The 15,340-nt window shown below is 42.7% G+C and carries 13 protein-coding genes; 10 read left to right on the top strand and 3 right to left on the bottom strand.

Annotated features, from left to right (window positions below):
* Positions 1–175 precede the first annotated feature (175 nt).
* The 4 genes from KUL10_RS14830 to KUL10_RS14845 are packed head-to-tail and all read left to right on the top strand — an operon-like array spanning position 176 to position 4,511.
* Entirely contained in the window at positions 176–742 is a 567-nt protein-coding gene (locus tag KUL10_RS14830; RefSeq protein WP_373415192.1) for a UPF0149 family protein, read from the top strand.
* Between the two features lie 9 nt (positions 743–751).
* The gene (pepP, locus tag KUL10_RS14835) at positions 752–2,083 is read left to right on the top strand and encodes a Xaa-Pro aminopeptidase (RefSeq protein WP_110429731.1); all 1,332 of its coding nucleotides are present in this window, start codon (positions 752–754) and stop codon (positions 2,081–2,083) included.
* A complete protein-coding gene (locus KUL10_RS14840; RefSeq protein WP_110429732.1) occupies positions 2,080–3,279 on the top strand; it encodes an FAD-dependent oxidoreductase in 1,200 nt (399 codons plus the stop codon). The genes pepP and KUL10_RS14840 overlap by 4 nt, the downstream gene beginning before the upstream one ends.
* Positions 3,279–4,511 (top strand): FAD-dependent monooxygenase, encoded by a 1,233-nt coding sequence (locus KUL10_RS14845; RefSeq protein ID WP_110429733.1) that lies wholly within the window; start codon positions 3,279–3,281, stop codon positions 4,509–4,511. The genes KUL10_RS14840 and KUL10_RS14845 overlap by 1 nt, the downstream gene beginning before the upstream one ends.
* A 9-nt stretch (positions 4,512–4,520) precedes the next feature.
* Here the strand turns inward: KUL10_RS14845 and KUL10_RS14850 are convergent, their stop codons facing one another.
* Positions 4,521–5,426 carry a DMT family transporter gene (locus KUL10_RS14850; RefSeq protein WP_110429734.1) on the bottom strand — a complete coding sequence of 302 codons (906 nt, stop codon included), beginning with the start codon at positions 5,424–5,426 and terminating at the stop codon, positions 4,521–4,523.
* 49 nt (positions 5,427–5,475) lie between these two features.
* Here KUL10_RS14850 and KUL10_RS14855 point away from each other — a divergent pair, with 49 nt between their 5' ends.
* A complete protein-coding gene (locus KUL10_RS14855) occupies positions 5,476–5,763 on the top strand; it encodes a hypothetical protein (RefSeq protein ID WP_110429735.1) in 288 nt (95 codons plus the stop codon).
* Here KUL10_RS14855 and KUL10_RS14860 read toward each other — a convergent pair.
* Both KUL10_RS14860 and KUL10_RS14870 read right to left on the bottom strand, forming a co-directional pair.
* Entirely contained in the window at positions 5,760–7,370 is a 1,611-nt protein-coding gene (locus tag KUL10_RS14860; protein WP_110429736.1) for an amidohydrolase family protein, read from the bottom strand. The genes KUL10_RS14855 and KUL10_RS14860 overlap by 4 nt on opposite strands.
* A 192-nt stretch (positions 7,371–7,562) precedes the next feature.
* Positions 7,563–8,417: a LysR family transcriptional regulator gene (locus KUL10_RS14870; RefSeq protein WP_110429738.1), complete on the bottom strand. Its 855-nt coding sequence runs from the start codon at positions 8,415–8,417 to the stop codon at positions 7,563–7,565.
* A gap of 172 nt (positions 8,418–8,589) precedes the next feature.
* Between KUL10_RS14870 and gcvT the strand changes: the two genes are divergently transcribed.
* The 5 genes from gcvT to KUL10_RS14895 all read left to right on the top strand — a co-directional run bounded on the left by gcvT (position 8,590) and on the right by KUL10_RS14895 (position 15,092).
* Positions 8,590–9,672, top strand: coding sequence for a glycine cleavage system aminomethyltransferase GcvT (gene gcvT, locus KUL10_RS14875; protein WP_110429739.1), 1,083 nt, complete (start codon positions 8,590–8,592; stop codon positions 9,670–9,672).
* A gap of 131 nt (positions 9,673–9,803) precedes the next feature.
* On the top strand, positions 9,804–10,193 hold the full coding sequence (gene gcvH / locus KUL10_RS14880) for a glycine cleavage system protein GcvH (protein WP_110429740.1): 390 nt from the start codon (positions 9,804–9,806) through the stop codon (positions 10,191–10,193).
* 141 nt (positions 10,194–10,334) lie between these two features.
* Positions 10,335–13,271 carry an aminomethyl-transferring glycine dehydrogenase gene (gcvP, locus tag KUL10_RS14885; protein WP_110429741.1) on the top strand — a complete coding sequence of 979 codons (2,937 nt, stop codon included), beginning with the start codon at positions 10,335–10,337 and terminating at the stop codon, positions 13,269–13,271.
* A 299-nt stretch (positions 13,272–13,570) separates the two neighbouring features.
* Positions 13,571–14,389, top strand: coding sequence for a cache domain-containing protein (locus KUL10_RS14890; RefSeq protein ID WP_110429742.1), 819 nt, complete (start codon positions 13,571–13,573; stop codon positions 14,387–14,389).
* Between the two features lie 196 nt (positions 14,390–14,585).
* On the top strand, positions 14,586–15,092 hold the full coding sequence (locus KUL10_RS14895; protein WP_110429743.1) for a fasciclin domain-containing protein: 507 nt from the start codon (positions 14,586–14,588) through the stop codon (positions 15,090–15,092).
* Positions 15,093–15,340: the final 248 nt, after the last annotated feature.

Consider the following 15,340-nt stretch of genomic DNA (forward strand, 5'->3'; position numbering starts at 1 on the left):
CAAATTAGACAAAGAAGCTTGAAGATATGATGGTACTTAGGTTCCGTTTAATTAACTCGACGGGTGTCGTTTTTCTTTAATATTTGTCGCCGCGAACAGCTTTAATTACTTTACTCTTTAGGCCCTTAGTATTTTTCTGCTAAACTCCCAACATCATAAGAATGTAGGAATGCAAGTGTCAGACTCAAGCACCCAATACGAGCACTATAGCTCACTCTTATCTCAAGAAAATATTATTGTTGACGCCGCTGAGATTCAAGGGATTTTATGCGGTATGCTCAGTGGTGGTATGGATACAAATGACCAGACTTGGATTGAAGCGTTAAGTGACGTGGTCAACCAAGGCGAGGCGTTTGCCCCCAAAGCAAAAAACTCAGTAATCGACTTATTTAATGAGACATGTCAGCAGCTAATAGAGGCTGATTTTGCTTTGACCCTTTGTCTGCCAGATGATAACGCACCTATAAATGAACGTGGTACAGCTTTATTGCAGTGGGTTCAGGGGTTTCTCCTTGGTTTTGGTCTACATCAAGCAGACCTCACTAATTGCTCGCAAGATGTAAAAGAAGGGTTGGAAGACTTTTCCGAAATCGCACGTATGGATGAAGAAATGACCGAAGACGAAGAATCGGAGCAGGCACTTTTTGAAGTCATGGAATACGTAAGAATTACAGCAATGCTATGCTTTAATGAGTTGGGCAAATCACCATTAGAATCTGATGCCGAACCTTCGGTACATTAGACCATTATTATGAATCACGGGCCAATTTCTCCACTTTCCAACGAAGACTTTAAGCAGCGTCGTAGCGAACTACTTAGCCGATGTCTACCCAATAGTCTATGCATTATTCCAGCTGCTAGTCTAGTCAAAAGAAGCAATGATACTGAGTATGCCTTCAGACAAGATAGTGACTTTTGGTATTTAACTGGATTTAACGAGCCTGAAGCTGTTTTGCTATTATCTAACTCCGATGATTACAACGGACAAATGAGCATGGTATTTGTGCAGCCTACAGATGCGTTTGCCGAAGTATGGCACGGTCGACGTTTGGGTGTGCGCAATGCGGCTAATACGCTTGGTGTTGATTATGCTCATAGCGTTGAAGAGCTTGATGAGCATTTGACCGACATTGTGGATGGCCACCACCAGTTATATTTTGCAAGCAAAGCAAACCCAAGGGCTGATGACTTTATTGAATTTGCAATTGAAAGTTGTCGCAGTGCACCCAAGCAATCAAAAGCCGCACCTCATGCAATATGTGATATTCGTCCAATTCTTCATGGTATGCGGTTGATTAAATGCGAAAAAGAAATAGAGATTTTGAAGCGCGCGGCTGAAATTTCAGCTGAAGCGCATATCAGAGCAATGAAGTACGCCTATGCAGGTTGTAATGAATTTGAGCTTGAAGCCGAAATTAAACATGAATTTGCTATCAAAGGCGCTAAGCATGAAGCTTATCACTCTATTGTTGGTGGCGGCGAGAATGCATGTATTTTGCACTATACCGAAAATAATCAAGCGATTGCCGATGGCGAGCTTGTGTTGATTGATGCGGGGTGCGAATTACACGGTTATGCAGCGGATATTACTCGAACGTTTCCTGTTAACGGGCAGTTTACTGAAGCTCAAAAGGCGCTTTATCAACTTGTCTTGGATTCACAGTATGCAGCGCTTGAGGCTCTAAAGCCAGGTAACACAATCGCTCAAGGGATGAGTGCTGCGGTCAGAGTGATAACAGAAGGACTGATTGAACTCGGTATTTTGCAAGGTGATTTAGATGAAAACCTTGAAGATGAAACATGGAAAGCTTTTTTTATGCATGGGCTGGGGCATTGGTTAGGTTTAGACGTGCATGACGTGGGCGTATATAAGTCAAAAGGGAAAGACTGTCCCTTGGTGCCAGGAATGGTAATGACCGTTGAACCTGGCCTTTATATTCCATCAAGTGCCAAAGTGGCTCCTCAATTCAAAGGCATCGGCATTCGCATTGAAGATGATATTGTGATTACTGAATCAGGTCATAAGGTCCTGACTAGCAAAGTCCCTAAGCGCATAGAAGACATCGAGGCTTTGATGTCGTGAGTGCTGAAGCTTTGCAAAAAGTAGACGTAATAATAGCCGGTGGTGGCGTGGTAGGACTCAGTGCTGCACTAGCCATCGCCAACCATACAAACTTTAAGGTGGCTGTTGTCGAGGCCTTCTCTGTGACCTCTCAAAATACATCAGATCTTAATGTTGCCCTTGGACATCCCAGTTTTGATGCACGCGTTGTTGCGCTCGCAAAGCAATCTTATCTTCAGTTGCAACGATTTGGTGTTCAGGTCGATAGGGTCGATCTGTGTCCAATTAAACATATTCATGTTTCTGACCGCGGTCACCTTGGCCAAGTGAAGTTAGAAGAAAAAGATCCAATGGGCTACGTGGTTGCCCTACAACACTTAGGGGCGCAACTGCAAAATCAGGTAGAAAAGCATTCAAATATTAGCCTTTATCAACCGGATAAAATACGGTCTATTACTCAAGAACCTGGCGCAATTGAGTGTCGGTGTGAATCTGTCGCTTTAAGGGGAAAATTACTCTTGGTAGCAGAGGGCGCTACTTCTACGACCAAATCTTTGTTAAACATCAGTAATCACGTTGTGGACTATGAACAAACGGCAATTATTGCGAATGTTGAAGCCCAACGTCCACACCACAATCAAGCGTTTGAACGATTTACTTCACAAGGCCCTCTCGCGCTGTTGCCAATGAATGGCGGCAATGCAAACAGGCTATCCATGGTATGGACACTTGATAGTAGTAAAGCGAACGATATATTAAGCCTGACAAATACTGCGTTTTTAGACGCGTTACGTCGATTGTTTTCGGACAAGTTGGGGCGATTTTTAGCGTGTTCAGACAAGGTCAGTTATCCGCTTAAATTAACGACTGCGAGTGACTTTATTCATCACCGCGCTATTTGTTTGGGGAATGCCGCTCAAAGCCTACACCCTATCGCTGGACAAGGTTTTAACCTAGGGGTGCGAGATATAGACGCGTTGCTAGATGTATTAAAAGATGGTCAATATGCGCTTGGTAGTTTTCATCAATTAAAGCGTTATCGCGAATTAAGAGCGCCAGACAAACAATCTGTTGTGACTGCGACAAATGCGCTTGTGAAGGTTTTTTCTAATCAATACTTGCCCTTGATAGTGGGCAGAAACTTAGGATTATTGGGGTTGAATCAATCTACTTTATTCAAGCAACAGTTTGTTAAATTTGCAATGGGTGAGCGTTGATGAGCATAAAAACGGTTGATGTTATAGTTGTTGGGGCCGGCATCGTGGGTATGGCGCTAGCAGTTGCACTTAAGCAAGCCGGGATCGATGTTGGCGTATTAGATAAAAATACCTTGGTACCTTCGGTCGATGGAGATGCGAACCAAAATCCCCCTAATTATCATCCCAGAGTGAGCGCAATTAGTCTTGCTAGCCAAAACCTATTCGAAACTTTAGGCGTTTGGGAGAGGATCGTTCGAAAAGCACCGTATACACAAATGGATGTATGGGAAGACCAAGCGTTTGGAAGAATCAGTTTTGACGCAAGTGAAACCAACGCTGCTCACTTGGGTCATATTATAGAAAACCAACAAATCACCGATGCGCTAATCAATCAAGCCCAGGCTATTGGCGTGAAATTATTTTTGGGATGTGAAATCTCAAAGATTGAAAAAGACGATCATAGACAATGCGTGACCATCTCGACTCAAGATCAAGGCCTTATTCAAGCTCAGTTGCTCGTGGGTGCAGACGGTGGACAATCCTTTGTTAGGCGGTACTTTAATTTTCCGATGACCTTTTGGAGCTATGATCACCTTGCAATCGTAGCCAATGTTAGAACAGATAACGCGCACAAGAATATCGCTCGACAAGCGTTTTCTAAATTTGGTCCGTTGGCATTTTTACCATTACAAGATGAGCACTACAGTTCAATCGTATGGTCTCAAACAACACTTGAAGCCCAACGATTACTTTCATTGTCAGAAAAGGAATTTTGCCAATCCTTGCAAGTGGCCATTGACAATGAGTTAGGTAACGTCAAATTGGCAAGCAAACAATTTTCATATCCCCTTAAAATGCAATATGTCCGACAATGGGCACAAAATGGCGTGGTGTTAGCAGGTGACGCCGCTCATACCATTCACCCTTTGGCTGGACAGGGGGCCAATTTAGGGTTACTCGACGCGGCTGCTTTAGTCGACGAATTAGCCGCTTTAAAGGCTAAACAAAAGCCGTTTTATCTTCATAAAAATTTGCGTGCTTACGAGCGTTGGCGCAAAGCTGATGCTGTTAAAGTGATAGCAACGATGGAAGGTTTTAAACAAGTTTTTGACGGCAACAATGACCTAAAAAAATTGGCCAGAAACTGTGGTCTAGGGATAGCATCAAGGGTCACACCGATTAAGCGGTTTTTTATTCAACAAGCAACGGGCGGAAGTGGTAACTTGCCAACTTTGGTGGTTAAATCATAATTGACGATATTAATTGGTTTCTGACGTTTTAATATTTAATTGCTTGTTTAATTTGCCCATGGCAATAGCGTTGCCTATGAGCACCAATAGGACACCGCCGGCAGCTAGCCATGACCAAACATAGCCTTCTAGGAATGTTGAAAACACAAGCGCTATTAAAGGATACACCAGAACAACGTATGCCGCTTTGTCAGAGCCAATTTGACGCAGTAACTGCATGTAAGCACCGAACGCAATAACAGAGCCGAACACAGCCAAATACAATAGTGAGTAGTAGTAACTTGCTACCTCTGGGAAATAAAATTTTGCGCCACTGATAAATGCATAGCCAAAAGTAAATACCAAACTATAACTCATGGCATAGAAATTCATTTGAATAACAGGCGTGCCTTTGTCTAAGATTTTTTCAGACACGACATTGCCAACGCCTGCACTTAAAAATGAAGCCGCGGCGAATAACAAACCAAGGGTTAAACCTTGATTCACGCTCAGCGCTTTAAACTCAGGAATAAAAATCAGTGTCACACCAAGCATGCCTAATGTTGCACCTATAATCACTTCTAAGCGCATGGGTTTACCTAACAGAATGCGCCTCAAAACCACATTGATATATATAATGCTGGAGCTTAGTAATGCTAAAAGAGCACTGATGATATGCTGTTGTGCAGCGTACAAAAAAGTGTAGTCTAAGGTGTAAAATAGCAAGCCAACTAGCACGATCTGTTTATGTACATGCCATGGTAGGCGAAATGATAAGCCTTTGATTAATCCCCATGCACCCAAGAGGCATGCGGCGATCCCAAATCTAATGCCAACAGATAAGGCTGGATCGAGGTGCCCTGTTTGGTAAGCAATACCGATCCACGTTGAGCCCCAAATCAGTACAACAAGTATAAATAGCAAAGGATTAGACATATCACTCCAGTCTTAGTATCTTCCATCAAAAAAGGCCACGGGAGGCAAATTGAACTTCACCGATATTAATCTTTACGTTGTGATAATCCTAACTATCAAACTTGGGATTGGTGTGACATTGTGTTTTGTGGGGGCACTGATAACGGTGGCTACCGCGTTTGGCAACGAACACAAAAAATGGGCAATCATTTGTATTGCATTACTTCCCCTGACGCCAGTTTATTGCTTACTGTATCGCGATACTACCCGTTACCCGCAAAAATATTTAATGGCAGGCGTGCTTCTCATCGTCATTACTGGGCTGATAACCCTATGGTTATCAACAGGTACGAATTAAGGTTGAGTGTCCTTTAACTTTGCCTCTTTTACGATTTCTCTGACGTCAGCCAGCATTTGTTTGGCGTCATACACAATGCCATCTTTGATTGTGTACTTCACACCACCGCTGCGTATGGGTTGATTATCATCGTTAAGGCGGTAATGCCCCGTCCCATAGAGCGTTTTTAGGTTTTGCAGCGGGTTCTCAGTTAATACTACCATATCAGCAAGTTTACCAATACTGATCGACCCTATTTGGTCATCCATACCAAGTGCTTGCGCCCCGTTTAACGTAGCCGCCTGAATAACTTCATAAGGGTTGAAACCAGCCTCGCGTAAGAGCTCTAGTTCACTGATAAAACCAAACCCATAAATTTTGTATATGTACCCAGAGTCAGACCCTGTGGTAACACGTCCACCATGATTTTTATAATCATTTAAAAACTGCATCCAAATGCGGTAATTTTCTTTCCATTCAATTTCTTCGTCAGTGGTCCAATCAAACCAATAAGAACCATGCGCGTAACGACTAGGAGTAAAAAAGTCCCAAAGCGTCGGCAAGGTATACTCTTCATGCCAATCTGCGTTGCGCTCACGCATTAGATCACGACTTGCTTGATAGATCGTCATCGTCGGATTAATCGTAAAATCTAAGTCGATGAGTTCATCACGCACAACATTCCACTTTTGTGAACCATAGGGCGCTGCTTGTTTCCACAACTTTCCTGCTTCAGCGAACCTATCTTGTTCATTGTTGTAATTATAGCTCGCAGGGTAATTTTGAATGGTTTGGTCTTCAAATAAAGCTTCTGGTAACCCGTACCAATGTTCCATGGTTGTTAAACCTAATCTAGCAGAATCTAATACATTCATACTCATTACATTAAGCTGAGCGTGATGCATCATGGTCCCGAGCCCTTGCTTCTTCGCTTCATCTAGTGCAGCAGTCATTACTTTTGGGGTAGCTCCGAAAAACTTGATACCTTTAGCACCGTCTTTTCTCGCTCTTTTGACCCATGCTCGTGCTTGTTTGGCTGTAAATATCGGTTCATCCGCGCCCATTCCAAAACCTAGATACGGGATAATACGAGGTGCCACGATTTCATTTTTAGCACTTCTATTGACGTGATCCAATACCCAATCTAGTCCATTGAAACTGCCAGGCTCCCTAACGGTGGTAATGCCATGTGCCATCCATAGCTTAAATACATATTCTGCGGGAATATCATCTGCTGAACCGCCGATATGACCGTGCATATCAACGAAACCGGGCACTATATAGTGCCCGGTTAAATCTAATTCTTTGTCGCCAGCGTTTGCTTTAGGTCGTCCTTTTTCTTTTATTGGGACGCCAGGGTGTCCAACGCTTACGATATTGGTGATTCGGTTCTGTTCTATCACAATGTCGACGGGGCCACGCATAGGGGCGCCTTCGCCGTTAATAAGATTAACACCCCGAAGGATAAGACGGGCGTACGGCCCGTCTCCTTCGGTTGCTAGTTTAGTTGGCGCAGGTTCACCAGGCGATGCTGCTGCAATGGCAACGGTTAAAAGGACAAGACTGACTACTAAGACAAATAGTCTCACGAAACGCGCGAGCGCGGGATAAGGAAGTTGTCTGTACATGGTATTTTCTTATGTTTGTGAAAAAAGAAAGATAGAAATTAAAGAACAATGTAACAGATGTTATCAACATGGTATTACTAACAACAAATGTTATGCGAACTATAGTTGTTTTTACAAAGTGTTTACAAGCACAATCTTTATATCAATTATGAATAAATCAATACATTATTCAAATGAAAAAAAATACCTCGACTAAAGTAGGTGTTGAACACGATTTCTAATGAACTCTGACAGGGTTGCGCTCACCTGCGGGTGTTGAGAGTTTTGGTTAAACAAACAGATATTAATCGTACCTAGTTCGGGTAACATCGGGTGTTTAATGATTTCTAATTCGGGTGGAACGCTTGATTTGGCGAGCACCGTGATACCTAAGCCCTGTTTGATCGCTGCGATCAAACCATAAAGGTCAGTATTGGTATAGGCAATTCGCCATTCAATCGTCTGTTGTTTTAATACTTGGATAGCCTGACTTCTATACATACAGCCATCGGGCGCTAGCACTAAAGAAAGCTTCTTTTTGGGTAATGGCAGTCTACTATCTCCAACCCAAACCAATTCATCTTCTAATAACAGTTCACCATCACTGCTTTGTTGTGAACTGATCAAGGCCAACACTAAATCGTATTGATTTCGTTGGTTTACGCTAAGTAGTTGTCTCGATAAAGCCGAACTAACATCTAGAGAAACATCTGGGTAACGATTGTTGAACTCTCCTATAATGCTTGGCAGTAGTCGTGTTGCAAATTCACTTGGAATACCAAATCTCAATCTACCTTTTAGTGTTTCTTGTTCAAACTCCGTGAATATTTGGTCATTTATTTGAAGCATCGTTTTGGCTTGCTCATAAAGCCACATGCCATGCGAATTGGCTTGATAACGTTGACCAAATTTATCAAATAATTTTTTGTTAATCTGCGCCTCTAATTTTTTAATTTGTAAGCTGATAGCTGGTTGTGAGCGGCCCACAAGTTCGCCCGCCTTTTGATAACTCCCTGTTTCGATGACGGTTACAAGTGTTCTTAAATTATCAAGTGATAGTTGCCTCAAATTTGCTCCAAGTCACTCAAACAAAAAATAATTGCATGATTAATTCAAATGTAAGTCTGTAAGTATATAAGAATTTTAAATGTATGTATGAGGTTTTTTAATTAGTTTATCCAGACAAGTATTTTTATACTCATACCAATACTAAAGAAGTACCTTCTCACAAGGAATCGACATGAATAAAACAGTTTTGCATAGCGCACACATAGAATCTGGCGCAAAAATGGTGGATTTTTTCGGTTGGGATATGCCTATCAATTATGGCTCTCAAATAGAAGAACACAATGCGGTGAGGCAAGATGCAGGTATGTTTGATGTGTCTCACATGACTATTGTTGACGTGACTGGTAAAGATGCAAAGCCATATTTACGTTTTTTACTCGCCAATGATGTTGAAAAACTTCAGGCGAAAGGAAAAGCGCTTTATAGCGGTATGATGAATGAAGCTGGCGGTGTGGTCGATGATCTGATTGTCTATCACTTTGATAGCAACAACTATCGTTTGGTTGTTAACTCAGCCACGAAAGAGAAAGATTTGAACTGGTTGGCAAAAGTGTCACAAGGTTTTGACGTCGATATCACTGAGCGTGACGAGTTTGCGATGATCGCAGTACAGGGACCTAACGCGAAAGAAAAGGCGAGCCAACTATTCACAGCAGCTCAAAAAGAAGCTACCGAAGGTATGAAGCCATTCTTTGGTGTACAAGCCGAAGACCTATTTATCGCTACCACTGGTTACACAGGCGAAGCTGGCTACGAAATTATGGTACCAAGTGAGCGTGCGCTTGAATTTTGGAATGCACTTCTAGAAGCCGGTGTTGCTCCTTGTGGATTGGGCGCAAGAGACACGCTAAGACTAGAAGCGGGCATGAATCTGTACGGTCAAGACATGGACGAAAGTATCTCACCTCTTGAAGCAAACATGGGCTGGACCATAACATGGGAACCAACAGACCGTGACTTCATGGGGCGCAAAGTACTCACCGAACAAAAACAAAATGGCCACCAAAAACTCGTGGGCCTTGTGATGACTGACAAAGGCGTTTTGAGAGCTGGCCTAACGGTAAAATCTGAGGCAGGTCAGGGCGTTATTACCTCTGGCACTTTTTCTCCGACACTTGGACACAGTATTGCAATGGCCAGAGTGCCTAAAGAAGTTGAAATTGGTTCAACAGTTGAGGTTGAAATGCGCAAAAAGTGGGTTACAGTATCTGTAGTTAAACCTAGCTTTGTGCGCAACGGAAAAAGCGTACTTTAAGCAACGTCGACCTCAACAGCGAACTGAAAAACGGATTAACAACAAGTATTCATTTGCCTTTGCTTATTGAGCCAAAGGCAAGTGAGAATAAATTAAATACTGACGAACAGTCAGCACGATTAGGAACGATTATGAGCAACATCCCTACTGAATTACGTTATGCATCCACTCATGAATGGGTTCGTCCAGAAGGAGACGGTGTATTTACAGTTGGTATTTCACATCACGCACAAGACTTACTTGGCGATATGGTATTTGTTGATTTACCTGATGTTGACGACGCTGTTGCGACGGGCGATGACTGTGCAGTTGCAGAGTCAGTAAAAGCAGCGTCGGATATTTACGCGCCAATTACTGGCACGGTAATCGAAATAAATGAGCAGTTAGAAGATTCACCAGAGCTAGTTAACTCTGACCCCTACGGTGACGGCTGGATGTTTAAAGTGAAAGCCGATGACGAAGGTGAAGTCGAAAGCCTGTTAGATGCAGAAGCTTACGAAAACTCAATCGAAGAAGAATAAGCGTATAACGCATATCTTTTGAATTAAAGCGCACGTATATCGCGTGCGACCTATTCGCTGTTGAAAATTTTTGCCAATGTTGGGCACTCTTCTCTAGAGGCCGCCGAGTATTGCTAATTGCTAAGTTAGGTAAACGATCTTATGAACAATGCAAATAACGCTGTATCTTTGCTCGCTCTCGAGCAACAAAACGATTTTATTCGACGTCATATTGGTCCGGGTAAAAACGAAATCAAAGAAATGCTCGATTTTGTAGGCGCTGACTCACTCGATGATTTGATGCAACAAACTGTACCTGCCAGTATTCGTTTGCCAGAGCCATTAAACGTAGGCGAAGCTCAAACTGAAGTAAATGCGCTATCAGAGCTTAAAAAAGTTGCAGCTAAAAATGTGATTAATCGCTCGTTTATCGGTATGGGTTATAGTAATACTCATACGCCTAATGTGATTTTGCGCAATGTACTAGAAAATCCGGGTTGGTACACGGCTTATACGCCTTACCAGCCAGAAATCGCGCAAGGTCGTTTGCAAGCTATTTTGAATTTCCAACAAGTAACCATTGACTTAACTGGCTTGCCATTAGCATCGGCTTCACTATTAGACGAAGCAACAGCCGCTGCCGAAGCGATGGGTTTGGCAAAGCGCGTTTCCAAAAATAAAAAATCTAACAGCTTCTTTGTGTCACAAGGCGTTCACCCGCAAACATTGGATGTTGTTAAAACACGTGCAGAAATGTTCGGTTTTGAAGTGATAGTAGGCCATGCGTTTGAAGCATCAAATCACGATATTTTTGGTGCATTGCTTCAATACCCAAGTTCGACGGGTCAAATCAAAGACATCTCAGAAGTCATCAAAGAAATTCAAGCTAACAAAGGTGTTGTTGCAGTCGCAACTGACCTAATGGCCTTGACTTTATTAACGCCTCCCGGCGAATTAGGTGCAGATGTTGTATTGGGCTCAGCGCAGCGCTTTGGTGTACCGATGGGTTATGGCGGTCCACACGCAGCATTTTTTGCCACTCGCGATAGCTATAAACGCTCGCTTCCAGGTCGTATTATTGGTGTGTCTAAAGATACTCGCGGTCGCCCTGCTTTGCGCATGGCACTGCAAACACGCGAACAACACATTCGTCGTGAAAAAGCCAATTCAAATATTTGTACCGCTCAAGTTTTACTTGCCAACATGGCTTCTTTCTATGCGGTATACCACGGTCCGGTGGGCTTAAAAACCATTGCAAGTCGCATTCATCGCTTCACTGATATTTTGGCTGCGGGTCTTCAAAGCAAAGGGCTTGAGCTAGCACATGACACATGGTTTGATACGATTACTGTAAAAGTCGACAATAAAGACGCAGTATTAAAAGCCGCGCTTGAAAAGGGCATGAATCTGCGTGCTGACCTAGACACTGGCGTTGGTATTTCGCTTGACGAAACCACTTCGCGCCAAGATATTCTAGATTTGTTTAGCGTACTAGTGGGCGATGACCACGGTTTAAGTGTTGAAGACTTAGATCAACAAATCATTGCTAATGGCTCAGCGTCTATCCCAGAGCAACTAGTGCGCAAATCAGACTACTTAACACATGAAGTATTTAACTCATATCACTCAGAAACCGAAATGATGCGGTATATCAAGTCACTAGAAAACAAAGACTTGGCATTGAACCACAGTATGATTTCACTCGGTTCATGCACCATGAAACTAAACGCAACTGCTGAGATGATCCCAGTAACATGGCCTGAATTTGGTCAACTGCATCCTTTTGCGCCAGTTAATCAAGCGCAGGGCTATAAAGAAATGATTGATGAGTTAAGCGATTGGCTGATCAATATTACCGGCTATGATTCGTTATCTATGCAGCCAAACTCGGGTGCGCAAGGTGAATACACTGGCTTGTTAGCGATCACTCGCTATCATCAAAGCCGCGGAGAAGGGCATAGAAATATTTGCCTGATTCCGCAATCAGCACATGGTACTAACCCAGCATCAGCACAAATGCTCAGTTTAAAAGTCGTCGTGGTTAACTGCGACTCAAAAGGTAACGTTGACTTAAATGACCTTCGTGCAAAAGCCGAAGAAGTTAAAGATAACTTAAGCTGTGCCATGATCACTTACCCGTCCACACACGGCGTATACGAAGAAACAGTCAAAGAAATCTGTGACATCGTGCATGAGTTTGGCGGTCAAGTGTATATGGACGGCGCAAACATGAACGCACAAGTGGGCATTACATCACCAGGACTAATTGGCTCTGATGTATCACACTTAAACCTGCACAAAACATTTTGTATTCCACACGGTGGTGGCGGCCCAGGTATGGGACCAATTGGCGTAAAATCACATTTAGCCCCGTTTCTACCGAGCCACACACAAGTCGGCTTACAAGCTGGTGGAACAGGCGAAAACCTTGGTAATAATGGCGCAGTATCAGCCGCCCCATGGGGAAGCGCATCAATTTTGCCAATCAGTTACATGTACATCAAAATGATGGGCAGTGAAGGCCTGAAAAAAGCAACCGAAGTTGCCATGCTAAATGCCAACTATGTCGCTAAAAAGTTAGAAGGTCATTACCCAATATTGTACAAAGGCATGAGCGGCCGCATCGCACACGAATGTATTATCGATTTGCGCCCATTAAAAGAGGCTTCAGGTGTCACTGAAATGGACATCGCAAAGCGCTTAAATGATTACGGCTTCCACGCACCAACAATGAGTTTTCCAGTAGCCGGCACGCTAATGATCGAACCCACCGAGTCAGAAGCCAAAGCAGAACTCGACCGCTTTATCGAAGCCATGGTCTGCATCCGCGAAGAAATCGCAAAAGTAGAAAGTGGCGAATGGGATGCAACAGACAACCCACTGCACAACGCACCGCACACACTAGCCGATATCATCGACAACAACTGGAAACGCAGCTACGACCGCGAATTAGCCGCCTTTCCAGTACCTGCAGTCGCTAAAGATAAATTCTGGCCAACGGTCAATCGAATAGATGATGTTTACGGTGACCGTAACTTGATTTGTTCTTGTCCTGATTTGGATAGTTATCGGGAGTTTGCTGAGGTTGTTGTTGAGTAATAATTAAGTTATTCACGAGCTTAAGATACTTTCAGAAAACGGCACTTGTTGTCGTTTTTTTTGCTCAAGTAAAAGAGAAACAATAAATGGATATATTGGAGTTTAACAAAGCTGTTTTCTTACAAACAAAGTCATTGTTTAGTTCACAAGTAGCTTGGGTGAGTGCTCAAAAGCAGTGCGAGTTGAGCTTCGTTTTTCTTCACCAATAGGATGTATATGTATTAGCCACAATTGCTTTTGGCTAAACGCTTTGATAGCTTCGCATAGACTTCAATTTTAAGAATAACAAGATACTAAATATGCTGACCATTTCACTGCGGAGCGCAATAAACATATTCGTGTTCGCGATGCTTTTGTATTCATCGACAGCAAGCGGCCTGCAGAACTCGTTCAATAAGAAACCGCATGATCGTCAACAGGTCGAACTATTAGAACTTTCGCTAATAGCAGAGCAAATTGACAAGCGAGTCTCGACACTACAAGTCATTGCGAAAAACTTAGCAAACGATGGGCATATCCATTCATGGGTCGATGGTGGATTTCTTGAGAGTGGCGAATCGATCTTGTTGGATAAGCTTCGATACAAAGTTTCAGAATATTCATTAACCAGTGCATCTTTTGCAGACAAGAGCTCAAATAAGTATTGGAACCACGAAGGCTTTTTGCGAGTGTTAGAGCCAAGTATTGATATATGGTATTTCGACTATGTAAGCACCCGTAATAATGATTTAATTAGTATTTACTATGACCAGAATAAAAAACGCGTTGACTTGTATGTTAATCACCAGCAACTTCCAGGGAATGGCCTTTCTGGTGTGGCGACTTCCTTTGAAAGTGTTCTTGCAACTTTGGATAACTCGGATTTATCGACACGAGGAACCCTGTTTATTGTCGACAAAAACGCAGATGTTAAAGTGCATCCAAAAATCAATTTTCAGCAGACTTCCTATGATTTACCACTTGAAGTAAAGCGAGCACTTCAACAATCAATACCGTCGCTAAAAACAAGCTCAAGTATCTTAACTAGCAACAACACAAATATTCTCGCTACACCAATTGGTGATTTTGGTTGGTATTTGGCATTCGAGAGCAAAGGCGACAAAATTGAAGATAAATGATATTTAGAATTTGCTTTGTGTCCCAAGAAAAGCAAAAAAAAACACTTAATATCTCAGTTCAAAAATTAAACAAATTTAACATTCAATCCAAACACCGCTTCCTTCTTGTATCAATCATCACTACTTGTCGCGAGACTGGCCAGTAGCCCTAAAACACTTATTAGATTCAAATAACTTTGAGTAAGGAAGATTTATTATGTTAAAGCTAAAATCCCTTTTTGCTGTTGCAATTGCGTTGGTTGTCGCCACAGGCGTATATGCGGGTGACTACGGTAAAAAATACATGAAGAAACAAGATATTGTTGGTGTTGCGGCAAGTAACCCCGATTTCTCGACACTAGTAACAGCAGTAAAGGCCGCTGGTTTAGTTGATGCGCTTAAAGGAGATGGTCCACTCACCGTGTTTGCACCCACTAATGAAGCGTTTGCAAAGCTTCCGGCTGGGACAGTTGAAGATTTATTGAAACCTGAAAACAAAGATAAGTTAATTGCCGTGCTGACCTATCATGTAGTTCCCGGTCAAGTCACTGCTGCAGATGTGGTCAAAGTAGATTCTGCAACAAGCTTGCAAGGCCAAAGTATCGACGTCAACGTAATGAATGGCAAAGTGACTGTTGATAATGCGAACGTAGTTGCCACTGATATCAAAGCAAGCAATGGCGTTATTCATGTGATTGATAGCGTGATTTTACCCGCTAGTTAAGCCTAGTGATTGCTTAAAAAAAGCGGCCTGTATTCAGGCCGTTTTTGTGGTTCCCTGCAACGATTACTTATGTTTGTGCAAAAATCGCAAACGCGACCCTTTTGCTGTTCCACAAGACGTGGTGGAATATTTGGCGAATGGGCACTCTTCAATAGACGCATGGCGAAGGCACCGTAATCTTTCACAAGCTGATATTGCAAACCAATTGACGAAAAACCCTCAATAAATACTCCTCTTTTCAATTATGG

Origin of the sequence: Glaciecola sp. KUL10 (genome assembly GCF_003203515.1) — a bacterium.
GTDB lineage: Bacteria > Pseudomonadota > Gammaproteobacteria > Enterobacterales > Alteromonadaceae > Glaciecola.